At 41.3% G+C, this 14,219-nt stretch carries 16 protein-coding genes, 1 tRNA gene and 1 riboswitch; of the genes, 6 read left to right on the plus strand and 11 right to left on the minus strand.

Features of this window, described 5'->3' with window-relative positions; genetic code table 11:
- Positions 1–42: 42 nt before the first annotated feature.
- The 4 genes from IGI46_RS17575 to IGI46_RS17590 form a co-directional block, all read right to left on the minus strand.
- Positions 43–1,002 carry an NADP-dependent oxidoreductase gene (locus IGI46_RS17575; protein ID WP_429964236.1) on the minus strand — a complete coding sequence of 320 codons (960 nt, stop codon included), beginning with the start codon at positions 1,000–1,002 and terminating at the stop codon, positions 43–45.
- A 62-nt stretch (positions 1,003–1,064) separates the two neighbouring features.
- Positions 1,065–1,433 carry a DUF1722 domain-containing protein gene (locus tag IGI46_RS17580; protein ID WP_429964237.1) on the minus strand — a complete coding sequence of 123 codons (369 nt, stop codon included), beginning with the start codon at positions 1,431–1,433 and terminating at the stop codon, positions 1,065–1,067.
- Positions 1,430–2,398 (minus strand): alpha/beta hydrolase, encoded by a 969-nt coding sequence (locus tag IGI46_RS17585; RefSeq protein WP_429964238.1) that lies wholly within the window; start codon positions 2,396–2,398, stop codon positions 1,430–1,432. Before IGI46_RS17585 ends, IGI46_RS17580 begins: the two co-directional genes overlap by 4 nt.
- A 116-nt stretch (positions 2,399–2,514) precedes the next feature.
- On the minus strand, positions 2,515–3,282 hold the full coding sequence (locus IGI46_RS17590; protein ID WP_429964239.1) for a formate/nitrite transporter family protein: 768 nt from the start codon (positions 3,280–3,282) through the stop codon (positions 2,515–2,517).
- A gap of 221 nt (positions 3,283–3,503) precedes the next feature.
- Positions 3,504–3,601, plus strand: a riboswitch (THF riboswitch).
- A 35-nt stretch (positions 3,602–3,636) separates the two neighbouring features.
- Between IGI46_RS17590 and IGI46_RS17595 the strand changes: the two genes are divergently transcribed.
- Positions 3,637–4,164: a folate family ECF transporter S component gene (locus tag IGI46_RS17595; RefSeq protein ID WP_207704808.1), complete on the plus strand. Its 528-nt coding sequence runs from the start codon at positions 3,637–3,639 to the stop codon at positions 4,162–4,164.
- A 95-nt stretch (positions 4,165–4,259) separates the two neighbouring features.
- Here the strand turns inward: IGI46_RS17595 and efp are convergent, their stop codons facing one another.
- The gene (efp, locus tag IGI46_RS17600; protein ID WP_207704807.1) at positions 4,260–4,823 is read right to left on the minus strand and encodes an elongation factor P; all 564 of its coding nucleotides are present in this window, start codon (positions 4,821–4,823) and stop codon (positions 4,260–4,262) included.
- 227 nt (positions 4,824–5,050) lie between these two features.
- On the opposite strand from efp, the gene IGI46_RS17605 reads away from it, so the two are divergent.
- Positions 5,051–7,405 carry a cation-translocating P-type ATPase gene (locus IGI46_RS17605; protein ID WP_429973916.1) on the plus strand — a complete coding sequence of 785 codons (2,355 nt, stop codon included), beginning with the start codon at positions 5,051–5,053 and terminating at the stop codon, positions 7,403–7,405.
- Between the two features lie 17 nt (positions 7,406–7,422).
- Here IGI46_RS17605 and IGI46_RS17610 read toward each other — a convergent pair whose 3' ends face one another.
- The 3 genes from IGI46_RS17610 to IGI46_RS17620 all read right to left on the minus strand — a co-directional run bounded on the left by IGI46_RS17610 (position 7,423) and on the right by IGI46_RS17620 (position 9,623).
- A complete protein-coding gene (locus IGI46_RS17610; protein ID WP_429964241.1) occupies positions 7,423–8,046 on the minus strand; it encodes a YczE/YyaS/YitT family protein in 624 nt (207 codons plus the stop codon).
- A gap of 198 nt (positions 8,047–8,244) precedes the next feature.
- A complete protein-coding gene (locus IGI46_RS17615; protein ID WP_207704804.1) occupies positions 8,245–8,730 on the minus strand; it encodes an HD domain-containing protein in 486 nt (161 codons plus the stop codon).
- 131 nt (positions 8,731–8,861) lie between these two features.
- Positions 8,862–9,623, minus strand: a complete 762-nt coding sequence (locus tag IGI46_RS17620; protein ID WP_429964242.1) for a TrmH family RNA methyltransferase — start codon at positions 9,621–9,623, stop codon at positions 8,862–8,864.
- An 89-nt stretch (positions 9,624–9,712) separates the two neighbouring features.
- On the opposite strand from IGI46_RS17620, the gene IGI46_RS17625 reads away from it, so the two are divergent.
- Together IGI46_RS17625 and yidC are read left to right on the plus strand one after the other, a co-directional pair.
- Complete coding sequence (locus IGI46_RS17625) at positions 9,713–9,985, plus strand: acylphosphatase (protein ID WP_429964243.1); 273 nt, start codon at positions 9,713–9,715, stop codon at positions 9,983–9,985.
- Between the two features lie 105 nt (positions 9,986–10,090).
- Positions 10,091–11,014, plus strand: a complete 924-nt coding sequence (yidC, locus tag IGI46_RS17630; protein ID WP_429964244.1) for a membrane protein insertase YidC — start codon at positions 10,091–10,093, stop codon at positions 11,012–11,014.
- Positions 11,015–11,105: 91 nt separating this feature from the next.
- On the opposite strand, the gene IGI46_RS17635 is transcribed toward yidC, so the two are convergent.
- The 3 genes from IGI46_RS17635 to IGI46_RS17645 form a co-directional block, all read right to left on the minus strand.
- Positions 11,106–11,525, minus strand: coding sequence for a DUF2000 domain-containing protein (locus IGI46_RS17635; protein ID WP_429964245.1), 420 nt, complete (start codon positions 11,523–11,525; stop codon positions 11,106–11,108).
- The gene (locus tag IGI46_RS17640; RefSeq protein WP_429964246.1) at positions 11,515–12,357 is read right to left on the minus strand and encodes a helix-turn-helix domain-containing protein; all 843 of its coding nucleotides are present in this window, start codon (positions 12,355–12,357) and stop codon (positions 11,515–11,517) included. The genes IGI46_RS17635 and IGI46_RS17640 overlap by 11 nt, the downstream gene beginning before the upstream one ends.
- A 156-nt stretch (positions 12,358–12,513) precedes the next feature.
- Positions 12,514–12,585, minus strand: a tRNA-Glu gene (locus IGI46_RS17645).
- Positions 12,586–12,749: 164 nt separating this feature from the next.
- On the opposite strand from IGI46_RS17645, the gene IGI46_RS17650 reads away from it, so the two are divergent.
- Both IGI46_RS17650 and IGI46_RS17655 read left to right on the plus strand, forming a co-directional pair.
- Complete coding sequence (locus IGI46_RS17650) at positions 12,750–13,379, plus strand: helix-turn-helix transcriptional regulator (protein ID WP_429973917.1); 630 nt, start codon at positions 12,750–12,752, stop codon at positions 13,377–13,379.
- A 12-nt stretch (positions 13,380–13,391) separates the two neighbouring features.
- Positions 13,392–14,210, plus strand: coding sequence for a pyruvate, water dikinase regulatory protein (locus tag IGI46_RS17655; RefSeq protein WP_207704797.1), 819 nt, complete (start codon positions 13,392–13,394; stop codon positions 14,208–14,210).
- The last annotated feature ends 9 nt before the right edge of the window (positions 14,211–14,219 follow it).

Raw genomic sequence — 14,219 nt, forward strand, 5'->3', positions numbered from 1 at the left:
ATTTTAACATGATCTTCTCAACAGCCACTTTTATTATACAAATTAATTGGCATTGCTAGTATTTGTCAGAACAATTTTCCCTTGTGCATGATGTGTTTCACTTAATTGATGGGCTTCTTTTACACCTTCAGCTGTTAATGGGAAGGTTTCTCCCATGACACTTTTCACTTCTCCAGATTGCAGCCATTCAGCCAGCTGCTGTAATTGGCCGCCGTCAGGATTTAACCAAATGCTTTTGGCCAATAAGATATTGTATTCTTTGGCTAATTCCAAAACCGGCGTGCCCACAATGGAAATCAAACGGCCGCTTTCTGGTTTCAAAACCTTAAAACTCTTCGCTTGAATTTCACCGCCCATTGTATCAAAGACTAAATCAATATCCGTTAACACGTCTGAAAAGTCAGTGGTGTGGTAATCAATTACCTGATCCGCACCTAATTCCTTCAGCCATTCATGATTTTTCGCACTAGCCGTAGTAATAACCTCAGCTCCTGCATTTTTAGCCAACTGAATAGCAAACATGCCGACTCCACCAGCCCCAGCATGGATTAAGACCTTTTCACCAGCCTTTAAATGACCATGAGTGAATAACGCTTGGTAAGCAGTCAAGCCTGCTAAAGGAACTGCCGCTGCAGCTTCAAAGGAGATATTCTCAGGTTTTTTAGCCAATAAATGATCGTCAACGATCGTGTAGTCCGCATAGGTTCCAAAACGGGTCGTTTCTGGTCGGGCGAAGACTTGATCGCCGACCTGCCAGTTAGTTACTTGGTCGCCGACTTCCACGATTTCTCCAGCAACATCCCAACCTAAAATAATCGGGAAATCCCAAGGCATCATTTGACTTAAATAACCTTCTCGCAGCTTCCAATCAATTGGATTCACTGAAGTGGCTTTAACCTTCACGACTACTTGATTTACTTCTAACTCTGGCAGTTCCACTGTTTCCTCCACTAATTGGTCGGCCCCGCCGTATTGATTTATCACAATTGCTCTAGTTTTCATACATTTATCCCTCCGTCGCTCTCATTATAGAAGGTTTGTAGGAAAGAAGAAAACAATCTGCTTTAGTTGAATAATTTAGAGTCAGCAAGGTATTGATTGGGATATTTTTCGTTTAAATAGATTAAATAAGGCAATGCATCATCCTGTGTTTCATTGATTGCGACCAGCTTCTGGTAAAAAGCTACTCGTTCATCTGGGGTAGCTTGCTTCTTAAAATAGCCCCACACATGTTCATAGGCATTGCGCATCGCCTTCGGGTTAGTGGGAAACTCCTGGACTTTTTGCAGACTGGTGAGGAAGACTTTTTCTTTCTCTTCATTCCATTGGTTTCCTGAGAAAAGCTGCCGTAAATTTAAATATTCCGCCTGCGAGCGCGCCATCACATAGTATTTCCAGCGCGCCCATTCCTTTTGCGCTTCCCTCTGGTTCATCTCTTCACCTGCTTGGCAAAATAATGTTTGCAGGCATAAATATAATTCTCAATGAAGAAATCAAAGGCCTCTTCAGAGATCGCCGTATCAGGTTTCACCTGTGAAAAGCCATGATAAGCACCTGAAAAAATCTTCAAAGCAACTGGAATACTGGCCGCCTTCAACTGATTGACATACTGCAACGTTTCATCATAAAAAGGCTCGATATCCCCTACATAGGTAACCGCTGGTGGCAGTCCTGTGTAGTCCTTGGCTCGCGCAGGTGCAGCATAACTAGGAATTTCAGGGGATTTTTTCAGGTTACCTAAGTATAAATCCCAAGCAATTCGGTTGGCGCGACTGTTCCAGACTGGCGCATGATTATCCTTAGCAGAAGCGGTCTGCATACGATCATCCAGCATGGGATACAACGGCATCTGATAAGCAATGCTTACCTCCTGCTTGTCGCGAGCCAGCATGGTTAGTGCAACTGTCAATCCACCGCCTGCACTGTTGCCGCCTACCATCAACTGATCTAAACGGCAGCCAAGACTCTCGCCATTTTCCTTTAACCATTTTAAAGCTAAATAGCAGTCATCAATTGCAGCTGGATACGGAGCATCTACACTTCTTCGATAATCTGGTGCAACAATAACACAAGGATTTGCAGCTATCAAAGCTTCATAGGTTCGTTCATCTAATTCTGGGATTCCCATGGAATAACCACCCCCATGCAGCCAAACAATACCCGGAATATTTTCGGAAACTTGCTTAGATCGGTAGATGCAGATACGCAGCTGGCTGCCATCCGCTCGCGGAATAAAGCGCTCCTCATAGCGAAGCGTGGGACTTTTCACTTGGCTGCCAATGGACGAATAAAGAAAGCGATTCGCCATTTTTGACAGGTTTTTACTATATAAGTAGGGGAACAACTTGAACAAAACGTTCCCTCGTAATTCTGCGGCAATTTCATTTGAACGGGTCATATTTCCCCTCCTCTTTTTTCTTAGAGTAGCATATTTCGTTTAACCGCAAAAGCCAAAGCTGGCAGATATTAAAATTGAAATAAGGAGCAAGAGATCCCTTGCCCCTCAGTTATCGATTAATGATGCCCGTTCAAATAGCTCATAAAATACGGCAGCGATACAAAACCAACACCACCGACAATATTGCCGAGATAAACTGGAAGAATATTGCCAAAAAAATCGCCCAAGCTTGCATAGCCTTCAAGCATTGCATCTGTTAAAACAAACATGTTCGCCACACTATGCTGAAAGCCCAACAAGACAAAAACCATAATCGGGAACCAAATTCCTAAAATTTTGCCGGCGGAATCCTTGCAGCCATAGCTTAGCCAGACTCCTAAACCAACGAACCAGTTACAGCCAATCCCTGATACAAAAGCCTGCAATGGTGTTGCGGCTAACTTAGCTTCGGCAACCACCTTAATTTCATGCAAATAGGCACCACTGCTGGTTAAGCCTACTAGATGTCCAAAGAAATAGGCGACAAACACTGCTCCTAAAAAGTTAGCAAAAGTAATAATCGCCCAATTCTTAATGACTGCCCGTCCGCTAACTTGTTTATTCAGCCATGCAATCGAAACGGCCACCATGTTGCCAGTTACTAATTCGCCGCCCGCTAACAAAATGACTACTAGTCCAATAGGAAAAACCGAAGCCCCTAGAAGCGTTCCTAAAAAAAGCAGCTCCTCCGGGGTGATTGCTACTATCTTCATGTAGCCTAAATACCCTAACGAAATCATTGCTCCGCCAATAAAACCTAAAATGAGCTGTGGGATCAATGATTTTCTGGTTTTTTCTACTCCTTTTGCTACACAAATCTCTGCTGTTTCTGTCGGTGAATACATGCGTCTACTCCTTCGTTTGTCGAATTAATTTTCACACTTGCATAGTCAAAGAGCTGGCTATCCAGGTCTTTGTGAATTATTTATCATAACTTCTCTTATTTTATAAGAAAACAGACCATATTGAAAGTTTTTCTTTTGTCTTTCTGAAAAAGGAAAACCGGGTTTGATTGCGCTTGGCAGGTATTTATGATACGCTTTAGCGGGGTTTTCCCCGAATAATAATCAGAGTAGAGAATAAAGCGTTAAGTGCCGGAAGGATGGGATGTTGCCTGCTGGACGAAAGACTTCGGTCTGCGGTTTTATTTTCGCATTCGCTGCATGAAGATGTAGCAGCTCTTAAAGGAGATGCTAGAAATGAAGAAAAAACTGGATGCTAGAAGCATCACCACCATGGCATTACTGATTGCCCTGATGGTTACACTGTCTCGCGTATTAGGTATTGAGACACAATTTTTGAAGGTGAGCTTCACCTTTGTCCCAGAGATCATTATGGGAATGCTTTTTGGTCCTCTCTGGACAGGAGTGGGATCGGTTGTTGCTGATTTTATCGGCATGGCTTTACTGCCAAAAGCACCTTTTTTCATCGGCTTTACGATTAATGCCTTTGTATCAGGTGCCATCTACGGCTTTTTCTTTTATAAAAAAGAGATTACCTGGAAGAATTCTATCCAGTCCGTCGTAGTTAACACGATTGTGATCAATCTAATTTTAACCCCACTATGGCTGGCGATTATGTACAATGTTCCGTTAAACAGCTGGATCATTTGGGCGCCGCGCCTAATAAAAACCATTATTTGGGTTCCAATCCAAAGCATCCTGACTTACTTCTTAGGGAGTGTCTTGCCTTACAAACGTTGGGTTGCCCAATTTAATACACATTAAAATGAAGGATCAGCCATCCAATCCCGGTGGCTGATCCTTTTACCTTATAAAAGGAGGACTCAACTGCACACAGCATTCGAGTCCCCCTTTTTTTATTATTTGCCTGCGCGTTTTGCGTAAGTACCTTCTTGTGTATTGATTTCTAATAATTCTCCTGCTTCAACAAAGTCAGGAACGTTGACTACTAAGCCAGTTTCCATCGTTGCTGGTTTGCCAGAGCCGGTAACCGTTGCTCCTTTGATTGAAGGTTGGGTTTCAACCACTCGCAGGATAACTGAAGTAGGCAAGGTTACACCAATCACTTCGGAACCAAAGAATTGGATTTTCACTTCCATGTTTTCCAACAAATATTTCATTTCCTCTTCAATTGAAGAAACTGGTAATTCGTATTGTTCGTAAGTTTCCAAATCCATAAAGACTGCCATGTCGTCTTGACTGTAAAGATACTGAACTGGTTTTGTTTCCATCATTGCTTTTTCGAACTTTTCATCGGGACGCAATGTAGTATCATACGTAGCACCTGTACGAACATCGCGCAATTTCATGCGCATAACAGTATTTCCTTTACCAGGTTTATGATGGCTGGCTTCTAATACTTTAATTAATTTGCCGTCTTGAACAAAGGTCATACCGGCACGTAAATCGCTTGCTGAGATCATTAAAAAACACTCCTTCTTCGATAATTACACCTCGTTTATTGTAGCAAATATGTCCCTGACTTACTAGGCATAAATCCGTTTTCTTTTTAAAAGAACCTTTAAGTCTGAAAGAGCAAGAAATAATTTCCATACATTTACATTTGGTCCTTTAAAATTTTCATAAAAAACGATTGTTTCACCTTATTTCCTCAATCTGCCTTTTTATTTTATGCTATCTTGAATGCTGTATGAGATTTTTACGGAAAGCGGGAAATGTTGTGAAGCAAACGGGACTAACTGAAAACGAAGTACAGCAGCGTAAATCGCAGGGGCTGCAAAACAACTATGAGGAAAACGCCACAAAATCGACTAAGGCGATCCTCTACGATAATATCGTCACCCTTTTTAACTTTTTAAACTTGATTATTGGTATCTGCCTGTTTCTAGTAGGTGCCTACACCAACATGTTCTATTTAGTCATTATTTTAACCAATATTTGTATCGGGATTTATCAAGAAATTCATGCTCGGAATTTGGTGCAGAAGCTGTCGATTGTTAACCAACAAAAGGTTAAGGTCCTTCGTGATGGCAAGGAGCAGGCGATCAACCCTACAGAGCTCGTAATGGATGATACTGTGATTATGCATGCCGGCGAACAAATCGCTGCTGATATGAATGTTCTATCTGGCTTTGCTGAAGTAAATGAAGCCATGCTAACTGGTGAATCTGATTTGATCAGCAAAACGGCCGGCAATGAGTTACTATCTGGCAGCTTTTTAACCAGTGGAGAGGTCGTTGCAAAAGTTGTCCGCGTTGGTGCTGATAATTACGCAACGAAACTAGCCAGCGAAGCGAAAGTGCACAAGCCCTTCAACTCAGAATTGGTTCGAGCAATACGCAAGGTGTCTAAATTTACCAGTTTCATTATTATTCCGTTTGGGATTTTACTATTTCTGGAAGCTTTCTTTTTCCGCACAAGCGGTATCAAAACATCTGTAGTCGTTTCAGCAGCTGCTGTTTTAGGTATGCTGCCAAAGGGATTAGTCCTTTTAATCAGCATCGCCTTAACAACGGGTGTAACAAAGCTGGCGAAAAAACGCATTTTAGTTCAAGATATGTACTCAATTGAAACGCTCGCTCATGTCGATACACTTTGTTTAGACAAAACCGGAACAATCACTGAAGGAAACATGCGGGTAACAAATATTCACCCAATTTCCAATGATATCGATGTTCAGTCGCTATTAGGCAGCTACTTAGCACAAAGTACCGACAACAACGTAACCATGCAAGCTTTGCGGGATTACTTCCCAGAGGCTGACCGTTACGCTAGTTTAGATGTCTTGCCCTTCTCTTCCGATCGTAAGTGGGGTGCAATGGCTTTAGAAGACTTCGGTGTGGTTTATCTTGGAGCTCCTGAAAAGTTAATTGCTGCTGAGGCTTTACCAGCCCAAGTCGCTCTTGCTCAGGAAGAAGGCTTGCGCGTGTTGCTGCTGGCCGTTGGACCTGGCAGCAAGGTACCTGAAGAAAAAGAAAACTTAACAGCCTTAGCTGTGATTGAAATTGAAGATGTCATTCGTCGGAATGCTGAAGAAACGTTGGCGTACTTGTATAACGAGGGTGTGGAACTGAAGGTAATCTCTGGGGATAATCCAATCACCGTTTCCAACATTGCTCGTCGGGCTGGTCTGCCCAACTTTGAACGTTACATTGATTTAGCAACCTGTGAAACTGACCAACAAGTGATTGATGCTGCACAGCAGTATACCGTTTTTGGTCGAGTAGCACCTCATCAGAAAAAATTGCTGGTTCAATCGTTGAAAAATGCGGGTCGGACAGTTGCCATGACTGGTGATGGCGTAAATGATATTTTGGCTCTTCGTGAAGCAGATGTCAGTATTGCTATGGCGGACGGCGACGATGCCACTCGTCAAATTGCTAACTTAGTTTTACTTGATTCTGACTTTACCTCATTGCCAGAAGTTGTCTTTGAAGGTCGTCGCGTAGTAAATAATGTTACCAAAGTATCAGGCATCTTTTTTATCAAAACAATTTATTCGTTCTTATTGTCAGTCATTTGCTTGCTAACAGCTACTGCATTTCCCTTCATTCCAATTCAGATTACCTTGATTGACTTGGCAATTGAAGGCTACCCTTCCTTCTTCTTATCCTTTGAAGGAAACAAGGAACGGATCAAAGGAAAATTCCTGCCAACAGCATTACGGGCGGCCGTTCCCAATGCTTTACTAGTTGTTGTGAATGTATTGGTTGTCTCATTACTTGCTCGGAATAACAACTGGGCTCACATGGACACAACCACTTTAATGTATTATCTATTGATTGGTATTAGCTGTCTAGCAGTGATCAAAGCTTGCCTGCCGCTGAATCCTTTACGTATCTTTTTGATCGTAACAACTGTTGGAGGGATTTATGTAGCTGCGATGCTTTTCCATTCTATTTTAGAAATCGGGCTGTTAAATGCCGGTTCATTTGCTATCTTTATCGGCATGATGATTCTAAATGCTGTCGGATATATTTTCCTATCAAAAACCTTGCCCCATCCTGCGGCTAATAAACAAGCTGGCGCAAAATTCTTTCATTAGAATTTTGCACCAGCTTTTTAATTGACTTTTCGCGTACGAAAAATTCGCCATTTAGGCAAATAATTCAAGGTCAGCTCCAGCGATGGTCCCATCAAAACTAAAACAATCACTGTCCCAAAACCAATTGTACCGCCTAGCAGAAAACCTGCTAGAAAGAAGCTGCCATCCAGAATGATCCTAGCGGTTTTCACTGACACCTTAAGTATCCGCTGCAGAACAATCATTAAGCTCTCATAAGCAGCTGACCCTGCATTTGCCAAAAGATAAATCCCCGTTCCCACACCAAACACGACAGTTCCTACCACCACTGAGGGATAGTTTAATACTTCGGGGATTGTGTGCAGCAAACCGAGTGAATCTATTAAATTCAAACACAAGCCTACTCCAAAACCATTGATAACGCTACCAATACCAACCATGCTGCGATCATAGAAAAAGATGATGACTAACACGATGGCGTTAAATAGCAAGCTGATTGTACCAAAGCGTAGTGGGATATGCTGCAGGAGTCCTAACACCAAAGTGCTGATTGCATCTGCCCCTAATCCGCTGACTACAATCAAGCGAATACCTAGTGCCGCGATAAAGGTACCAAATAAAGCTAACGTAAACTGTTTTACTAAATTGTCTTTTCCAATCAAATTTATCTTCCTCGCTCACATCTATTGTGGGGATAAGGTGTCGTTTACTTATAACTCACCTCTTTTATTGTAGCCGGAAGCTTTACTCTCCGTCAACTTTTACACTTGAAAAGTAAGAAACTATTTTTATGTAGTTATCGTTCTTTTGGATACTGCGAAGAGCAGAACCAACAAAAAAAGAGCCTAGTTGCTAGGCTCTTAGATAACTTCTTTTTTCACACGTCTTTTGTTCAAACGTGCAGTAAGTGGTGCTGCTGCTTCTTTGATCGCGCAATATTTGTCGACCATTGTCACAATGTAGCCCTCTTTGTATTTAGGTGGTGTAATAGTTGCACCCCACATATGTTTGATAATAATGTCACGCTCTAGTGCAGATAATTCAGTAATCTTTTCTGCATTCTTTACTGCAATACGTGGATGCATGTAAGCGTGAGACCCTTCATCAAACTTAGTTGTGTGCCAATCGTAATAAAACAAATCGTGTAATAGTCCCGCGCGAGCTGTTGCCTTCGCGTTGCCATTCAAACGTTTTGCTAATTTATAGCTATTATAAGAGACACTAATTGAGTGCTCCAAGCGTGTTGAATTCATGTGTTGGGTGTAATTTGCCAATCTTTGTACTTCTTTGGTAGCTAGCAGATCTTCAACATAGGACATATACTCTTTATCATCTTGCCAATTCATCTGATGCAAAGCCCCTTTTCTTTCGTATCTGTTTAGTAGTATAACACGCTTTCAGATAAGAAAAAAGGTGAGTTACTTTACTTATACCGAACTTTAAAGGAACCTTAATAAGCCTGAATTTTTCTTCACAATCACTTAATTAACTTAAACATTAAGATGCCCGCAGCCACCGCAACGTTCAAAGACTCTGCCTGACCCTTGATAGGAATATAAAGATTAGCATCTGTCATGGCTAACAAATCCGGACGCATTCCTTGCCCCTCATTGCCCATCACTAAAGCAAAATCAACCTGTACATCCACTGTCTGATAATTTTTGGCGTTTTTGTCTAAGGCGGTTCCGAAGATGGTGAATTTCTGCGATTGCAACTCAGAAATCAGTTCTGGCAGCTTTCTGGAAACTACTGCCAAATGAAAATGACTGCCTTGCATGCTGCGCAAGGTTTTGGGATTATATAAATCAACCGTGCCTTCACCTAAGACAACTCCGCTAAAGCCGGCAGCATCTGCAGTTCTAATCATTGTTCCGACATTCCCTGGGTCTTGTACCTGATCCAACAACAGCCATGCCCCAGTAAACTGTTCGATCGTATCCTCAGTCATGGAAACAACAGCTGCCATCCCCTGAGGTGTCGGTTGATCCGCTAGCATTTTCAGTATTTCATCGCTAACTAAATAATACTCAGGAAAACGTTCAGCCAGCCAATCGGCCCATTCCTTTTGCCCTCGCGGATTGACAAAAACCTCTTGAATTTCCGCCCCCGCATTAAAAGCTTCCTGCACTAGGTGAAAGCCTTCCAGAATATAGGAATTGGTTTGCTGACGATATTTTTTTTGCTGCAATTTTTTGATTTCTTTGATAAATGGATTTTTGTTTGATTGAATTTCTTTCAACTTGCGTCACCTCTTTGGCATTATAGCACGCGATTTCTTGTCTCAGCCAGCAAAACTCGTTATGATAGTAAAAAAGGAGGAATCAGATCATGAAAATGCATATTAATGTAACTGGACGTGTCCAAGGTGTCGGCTTTCGCTATACTACACAACTACTGGCTCAGGAAATTGGTATTTCCGGAACTGTAAAAAATGAAGACAATGGCAGCGTAACGATCAAAGCTATCGGCTCAAGTGAACAAGTGGATACCTTCTTAGAAAAGATTAAGCAACCGCCCCATTCCTTTGCTCGAGTAGACCACATGGAAAAGTATGAGGACTCCTCCATTAAAGATCGGGATAAATTCTCTGTAATCTATTAAGAAAACGTTGAATCCATCGGCTTTTTTTGAAATACAATTGAAAAGGGGTCCGATCTTTAGTATAGTATTCCCTGTGTGAAATTTTATTAGCAGAGGAAGAATTAAATGAATAAAATGAAAAAATGGCTTCTTGGAACGGGTCTCCTAAGTCTTGTGGTATTTCTATCTGGCTGTGTTCGTATGGGCAGTGACGGAAAACCAGATACATCAGGTATTGTTTATCGTTTCCTAGTTGTTCCTTTAGAGAGTTTTTTGGAGTGGATGGTTCAAAACTTTAATTGGTCTTACGGCTTGGCAATCATTGTTTTAACCATTATCGTGCGATTGATTATTATGCCTTTAGGAATCAACCAATCGAAAAAATCACTAATTCAAACAGAAAAAATGCAATCGATTAAGCCTCAAGTGGACGCCGCTCAAGCAAAATTAAAAGAAGCTTCAACACCTGAAGAGCAAGCACAGGCCCAAAGAGAAATGCAGGCTGTCTACAAAGAAAACAATGTTAGCATGATGGGCGGCATTGGTTGTCTACCGTTGCTGATCCAAATGCCTATTTTCTCAGCTTTGTATTATACTGCCCGTTTTTCTACCGGGATTCAGAGCTCTGTGTTTTTAGGTATTGATTTAGCAAAACCAAGTTATGTATTGGTTGTTGTTGTTGGGATTGCCTATTTGCTGCAAAGCTACATTTCTTTGATTGGCGTTCCTGAAGAACAGAAAAAGACGATGCGCAGCATGATGATTGCTTCACCATTAATGATTGTCTTCATGACCTTCAGTTCACCAGCTGGTGTGGGACTATACTGGGTAGTCGGGGGTATTTTTAGCTGTATCCAAACCTTCATCACCAATGTATTGATGCGTCCAAAGATCAAGGCAAAAATTAAAGAAGAATTGGCGAAGAATCCACCGAAGCAAGTTGTAACACCACAAACCATGAAAAAGGCTGAGCCGATTAAGCCTAAAGCGGTCAATCAGCCGAAGAAATCTGCTAATGGTCGTAATTCTGGTAAACAAAAACGTAAATAATTCATTGAACCTAGCTCACTGCAGCTAGGTTTTTTTGTCGCAAAAAAAGCTTTGCCGACTCGAATAATCACGAATCAGCAAAGCTTCTAACTTATCTCAGTAAAGGCAAACTGCCGGTTAATTGATTCACTTGTTTTTTAGGACCAAAAAAGGTTAAACCAAAATACTGCAGCGCTGATTCAGGAATATTCTTCATCTTCTCAATATATTCCTCATAGGTCTTACAGCTCTGAGCAGCATCAAAGAAATCAACCACTGTTACCTGTTCAAACTTCGAGTCTTGCATTTTCTCTTTCAATTCTCTCAGAAACGCTTTATTACCTTTTAAAATCGGAATCGGAAATTCAATCACTCCTTGATGCTCGTAACCGGTTTGATCATAGACATTTCGACCCACCACCTCTGGGAATAGTTTGCCAATCGTAACGCCCATTACTGCTGTACTGTTCGCAATAATCCCGATAGGCATCTTCTCATCTACTACCATGACACATTTTCGTTCATTCGTCATACAGATCCTCTTTTTCCTTCATTTTTAAAAAGACAGACTGGTACTGGCTCGGGGTTAGTCCAATTAAACGATTAAAATAATTTGCAAAGTGACTTTGGTCGTAAAAACCCGTTTGCTGAGCCGCTTCTAACAAGCTTTTTCCTTGCTCCAACAGCTTCTTCGCTTTATCAATGCGCAACGTTTCTAAATAGCGATAAGGCGTAATCCCCTTGTAACGAGTAAAATTGCGAACCAAAGAATGCTTATTCAGATGAGCAATTTCACTTAATTGATCCAGAGTAATTTTCTCACCATAATGCTGTTCTAAATAGTCGCACACTCGCTCTACCTCTTGCTTGGCAAAAAGTGGTTCGGTTTGTTCCATGGAAGTAAAATTTTGCAGAAATTCCTCCATCAATAAATAAAAGAGTAATTCCTTTTCACCTTCCTCTTGTTCAGCCATCACCAGTTGATGTACTCTGGTAAAATCATCAACCGTGCTAGGTTGCTTTTGAACAGGCTGAAGAAAATGAGGCAATTCTTCCACGGCTCCAATCTCCTGCATGATGTGACTCATCTTTCCCTTTTTAATGTTAAAACAGCGATAGGTCAAGCATCCGGCAGAAATTTCTTCGCAGCTATGCCTATCGTAAGGATTGAAGGTCAAGAGATCGCCTGGTCCAATCATATATTCCTGTTGATTCACCACCAAACGACGATCCCCTGCTTCGATTAGACCAATTACATAATAGTCATGAAAGTGATTAGGGAAATTTTGCGAAACGCCAGTAAAAGTATACGCCTCCAGCTGTAATTGCTTGTCGTAACAAATCACCTTTTTGGCTTGTGCCATCGCCCGGCCTCCTGTCTTTTACCTAGTATACAAAAGAGTATACACTGCCGGCTTGGAAAATATTGACTTTTTTCGTGAGCTGCACACCTCAACTAGTTTTTGTTTCAAAAAAAGCTGCCGCAATCGTTAATAAAAAACGACTGCCGCAGCACTGTATAACCTGTACGGGATTTGAACCCGTGATTCCGCGCTGAGAACGCAGCGTCTTGACCCCTTGACCAACAGGCTATTTAACCAAAAATAGTATAACGCTTATCGCCTTTTTCGTAAAAGATTTTGTTTTATCGATACAAAATAAATATGCGTTTATTCATCTGTTTATGTTGTTTATATAGCGAATAAGTGTATAATATTTGATGTACGAATGAATCACTGTACTATAGGAGGAACTTATGAAGCTATCAGAACGGCAAGAGAAAATCATCGAAATAGTAAAAAAAGAGCAGCCGTTAAGCGGAGAAAAGATTGCTGAAAATCTAGGTATCTCACACGCAACTTTGCGTACAGACCTTTCTTTTCTAACTATGGCCGGTATGCTGGAGGCCAGCCCCAAAGTTGGGTATACCTATACCGGTGTCGGCATCGAACAATTCTTGTTCGATAAGATCTTTTCAGTGAACGTTGGTGATATTATGCTCTCACCACTGCTGACTCCGCAAGACACCTCAATCCACGATGCAATTACTAATATGTTCATGTATGATGTCGGTTCTATTTATGTGACAGATAAGGAACAGCATCTCGTTGGACTATTGTCGCGAAAAGATTTATTGCGGGCAGCCTTGAACAGCAATCTGCAGAATACACCGGTTGCGGTGGTTATGACCCGTGCACCACATATCCGGACCTGTACAAAAGAATATACCGTCTTAGAAGCTGGCGCAGTTTTGCTGGATTACCAAGTGGATTCTTTGCCGGTGGTCAGCGATGACGATCCGAAAAAAATCATTGGAAAAATTACAAAATCACGCATCTTCAATTATATTATGCAGCAAGCGAAACAAACAGAAACTAATCGATAGGAGAAAATAATAATGAAAAAAAGTGTACCGTTGTATATGATCTCTGATGCCGTTGGCGAAACTTCTTTAAAATTGGTGAATGCTGTTACTGCACAATTTCCTGATGTTGAGTTTGATACTTCTTATCGTTTCCCGTTCATGAAGGACGAAGAAGAGCTGAAAGAAATTTTAAGTGATGCTCTAAAGGACGGGGCGATTGTTGTTACAACTTTGGTTAGCAGCAATTTAACGAAGATTGTTGCTGATTTTTGCGATCGAACTGGCTTACAATATATGGATTTAATGTGTCCTTTTATGGAAATCATTCATCAAAAAACCGGTATTGCTCCTTTACAAGAGGCAGGTACCGTCCACAAACTGAACCAAGAATATTTTAACCGAGTGGAAGCCATTGAATTTGCAGTGAAATATGATGACGGAAAAGATCCAAAAGGCTTTATGGAAGCCGATATCGTTTTGCTGGGAATCTCTCGCACTTCGAAAACACCGTTAAGTATGTATTTGGCTAATAACCGCTATAAAGTGGCTAATCTACCTTTAATCCCAGAGGTTCCCTTACCTGAACAAATTAAGGATGTTCCAAAGGAAAAACTGGTAGGCTTAATTATTGAACCCGAAACACAACAAAAAATCCGTACCAGCCGTTTGCATTCATTAGGTCTGCAGGAAAATTCTCGTTATGCCGACATTAAACGAATCAAAGACGAGCTTGATTATGCTTTAGGTGTCTTTGATGATTTAGGGGCATTCTCACTTGATGTAACCAACAAATCCATTGAAGAGGCAGCTACCCTGATTGCTGAACACATGGATAGCCATTTGCCAAATTAATTGGAGGTT

The sequence above is a fragment of the Enterococcus sp. AZ163 genome (assembly GCF_050498925.1).
Classification (GTDB): Bacteria; Bacillota; Bacilli; order Lactobacillales; family Enterococcaceae; genus Enterococcus_A; species Enterococcus_A ferrettii.

What these genes read in the sequence shown, in the direction of transcription:
- IGI46_RS17575 (WP_429964236.1), bottom strand. Translation starts at nt 1,002, where the DNA reads ATGAAAACTAGAGCAATTGTGATAAATCAATACGGCGGGGCCGACCAA.
- IGI46_RS17580 (WP_429964237.1), bottom strand. Translation starts at nt 1,433, where the DNA reads ATGAACCAGAGGGAAGCGCAAAAGGAATGGGCGCGCTGGAAATACTAT.
- IGI46_RS17585 (WP_429964238.1), bottom strand. Translation starts at nt 2,398, where the DNA reads ATGACCCGTTCAAATGAAATTGCCGCAGAATTACGAGGGAACGTTTTG.
- IGI46_RS17590 (WP_429964239.1), bottom strand. Translation starts at nt 3,282, where the DNA reads ATGTATTCACCGACAGAAACAGCAGAGATTTGTGTAGCAAAAGGAGTA.
- IGI46_RS17595 (WP_207704808.1), top strand. Translation starts at nt 3,637, where the DNA reads ATGAAGAAAAAACTGGATGCTAGAAGCATCACCACCATGGCATTACTG.
- efp (WP_207704807.1), bottom strand. Translation starts at nt 4,823, where the DNA reads ATGATCTCAGCAAGCGATTTACGTGCCGGTATGACCTTTGTTCAAGAC.
- IGI46_RS17605 (WP_429973916.1), top strand. Translation starts at nt 5,051, where the DNA reads ATGAGATTTTTACGGAAAGCGGGAAATGTTGTGAAGCAAACGGGACTA.
- IGI46_RS17615 (WP_207704804.1), bottom strand. Translation starts at nt 8,730, where the DNA reads ATGAATTGGCAAGATGATAAAGAGTATATGTCCTATGTTGAAGATCTG.
- IGI46_RS17625 (WP_429964243.1), top strand. Translation starts at nt 9,713, where the DNA reads ATGAAAATGCATATTAATGTAACTGGACGTGTCCAAGGTGTCGGCTTT.
- yidC (WP_429964244.1), top strand. Translation starts at nt 10,091, where the DNA reads ATGAATAAAATGAAAAAATGGCTTCTTGGAACGGGTCTCCTAAGTCTT.
- IGI46_RS17635 (WP_429964245.1), bottom strand. Translation starts at nt 11,525, where the DNA reads ATGACGAATGAACGAAAATGTGTCATGGTAGTAGATGAGAAGATGCCT.
- IGI46_RS17640 (WP_429964246.1), bottom strand. Translation starts at nt 12,357, where the DNA reads ATGGCACAAGCCAAAAAGGTGATTTGTTACGACAAGCAATTACAGCTG.
- IGI46_RS17650 (WP_429973917.1), top strand. Translation starts at nt 12,750, where the DNA reads ATGAAGCTATCAGAACGGCAAGAGAAAATCATCGAAATAGTAAAAAAA.
- IGI46_RS17655 (WP_207704797.1), top strand. Translation starts at nt 13,392, where the DNA reads ATGAAAAAAAGTGTACCGTTGTATATGATCTCTGATGCCGTTGGCGAA.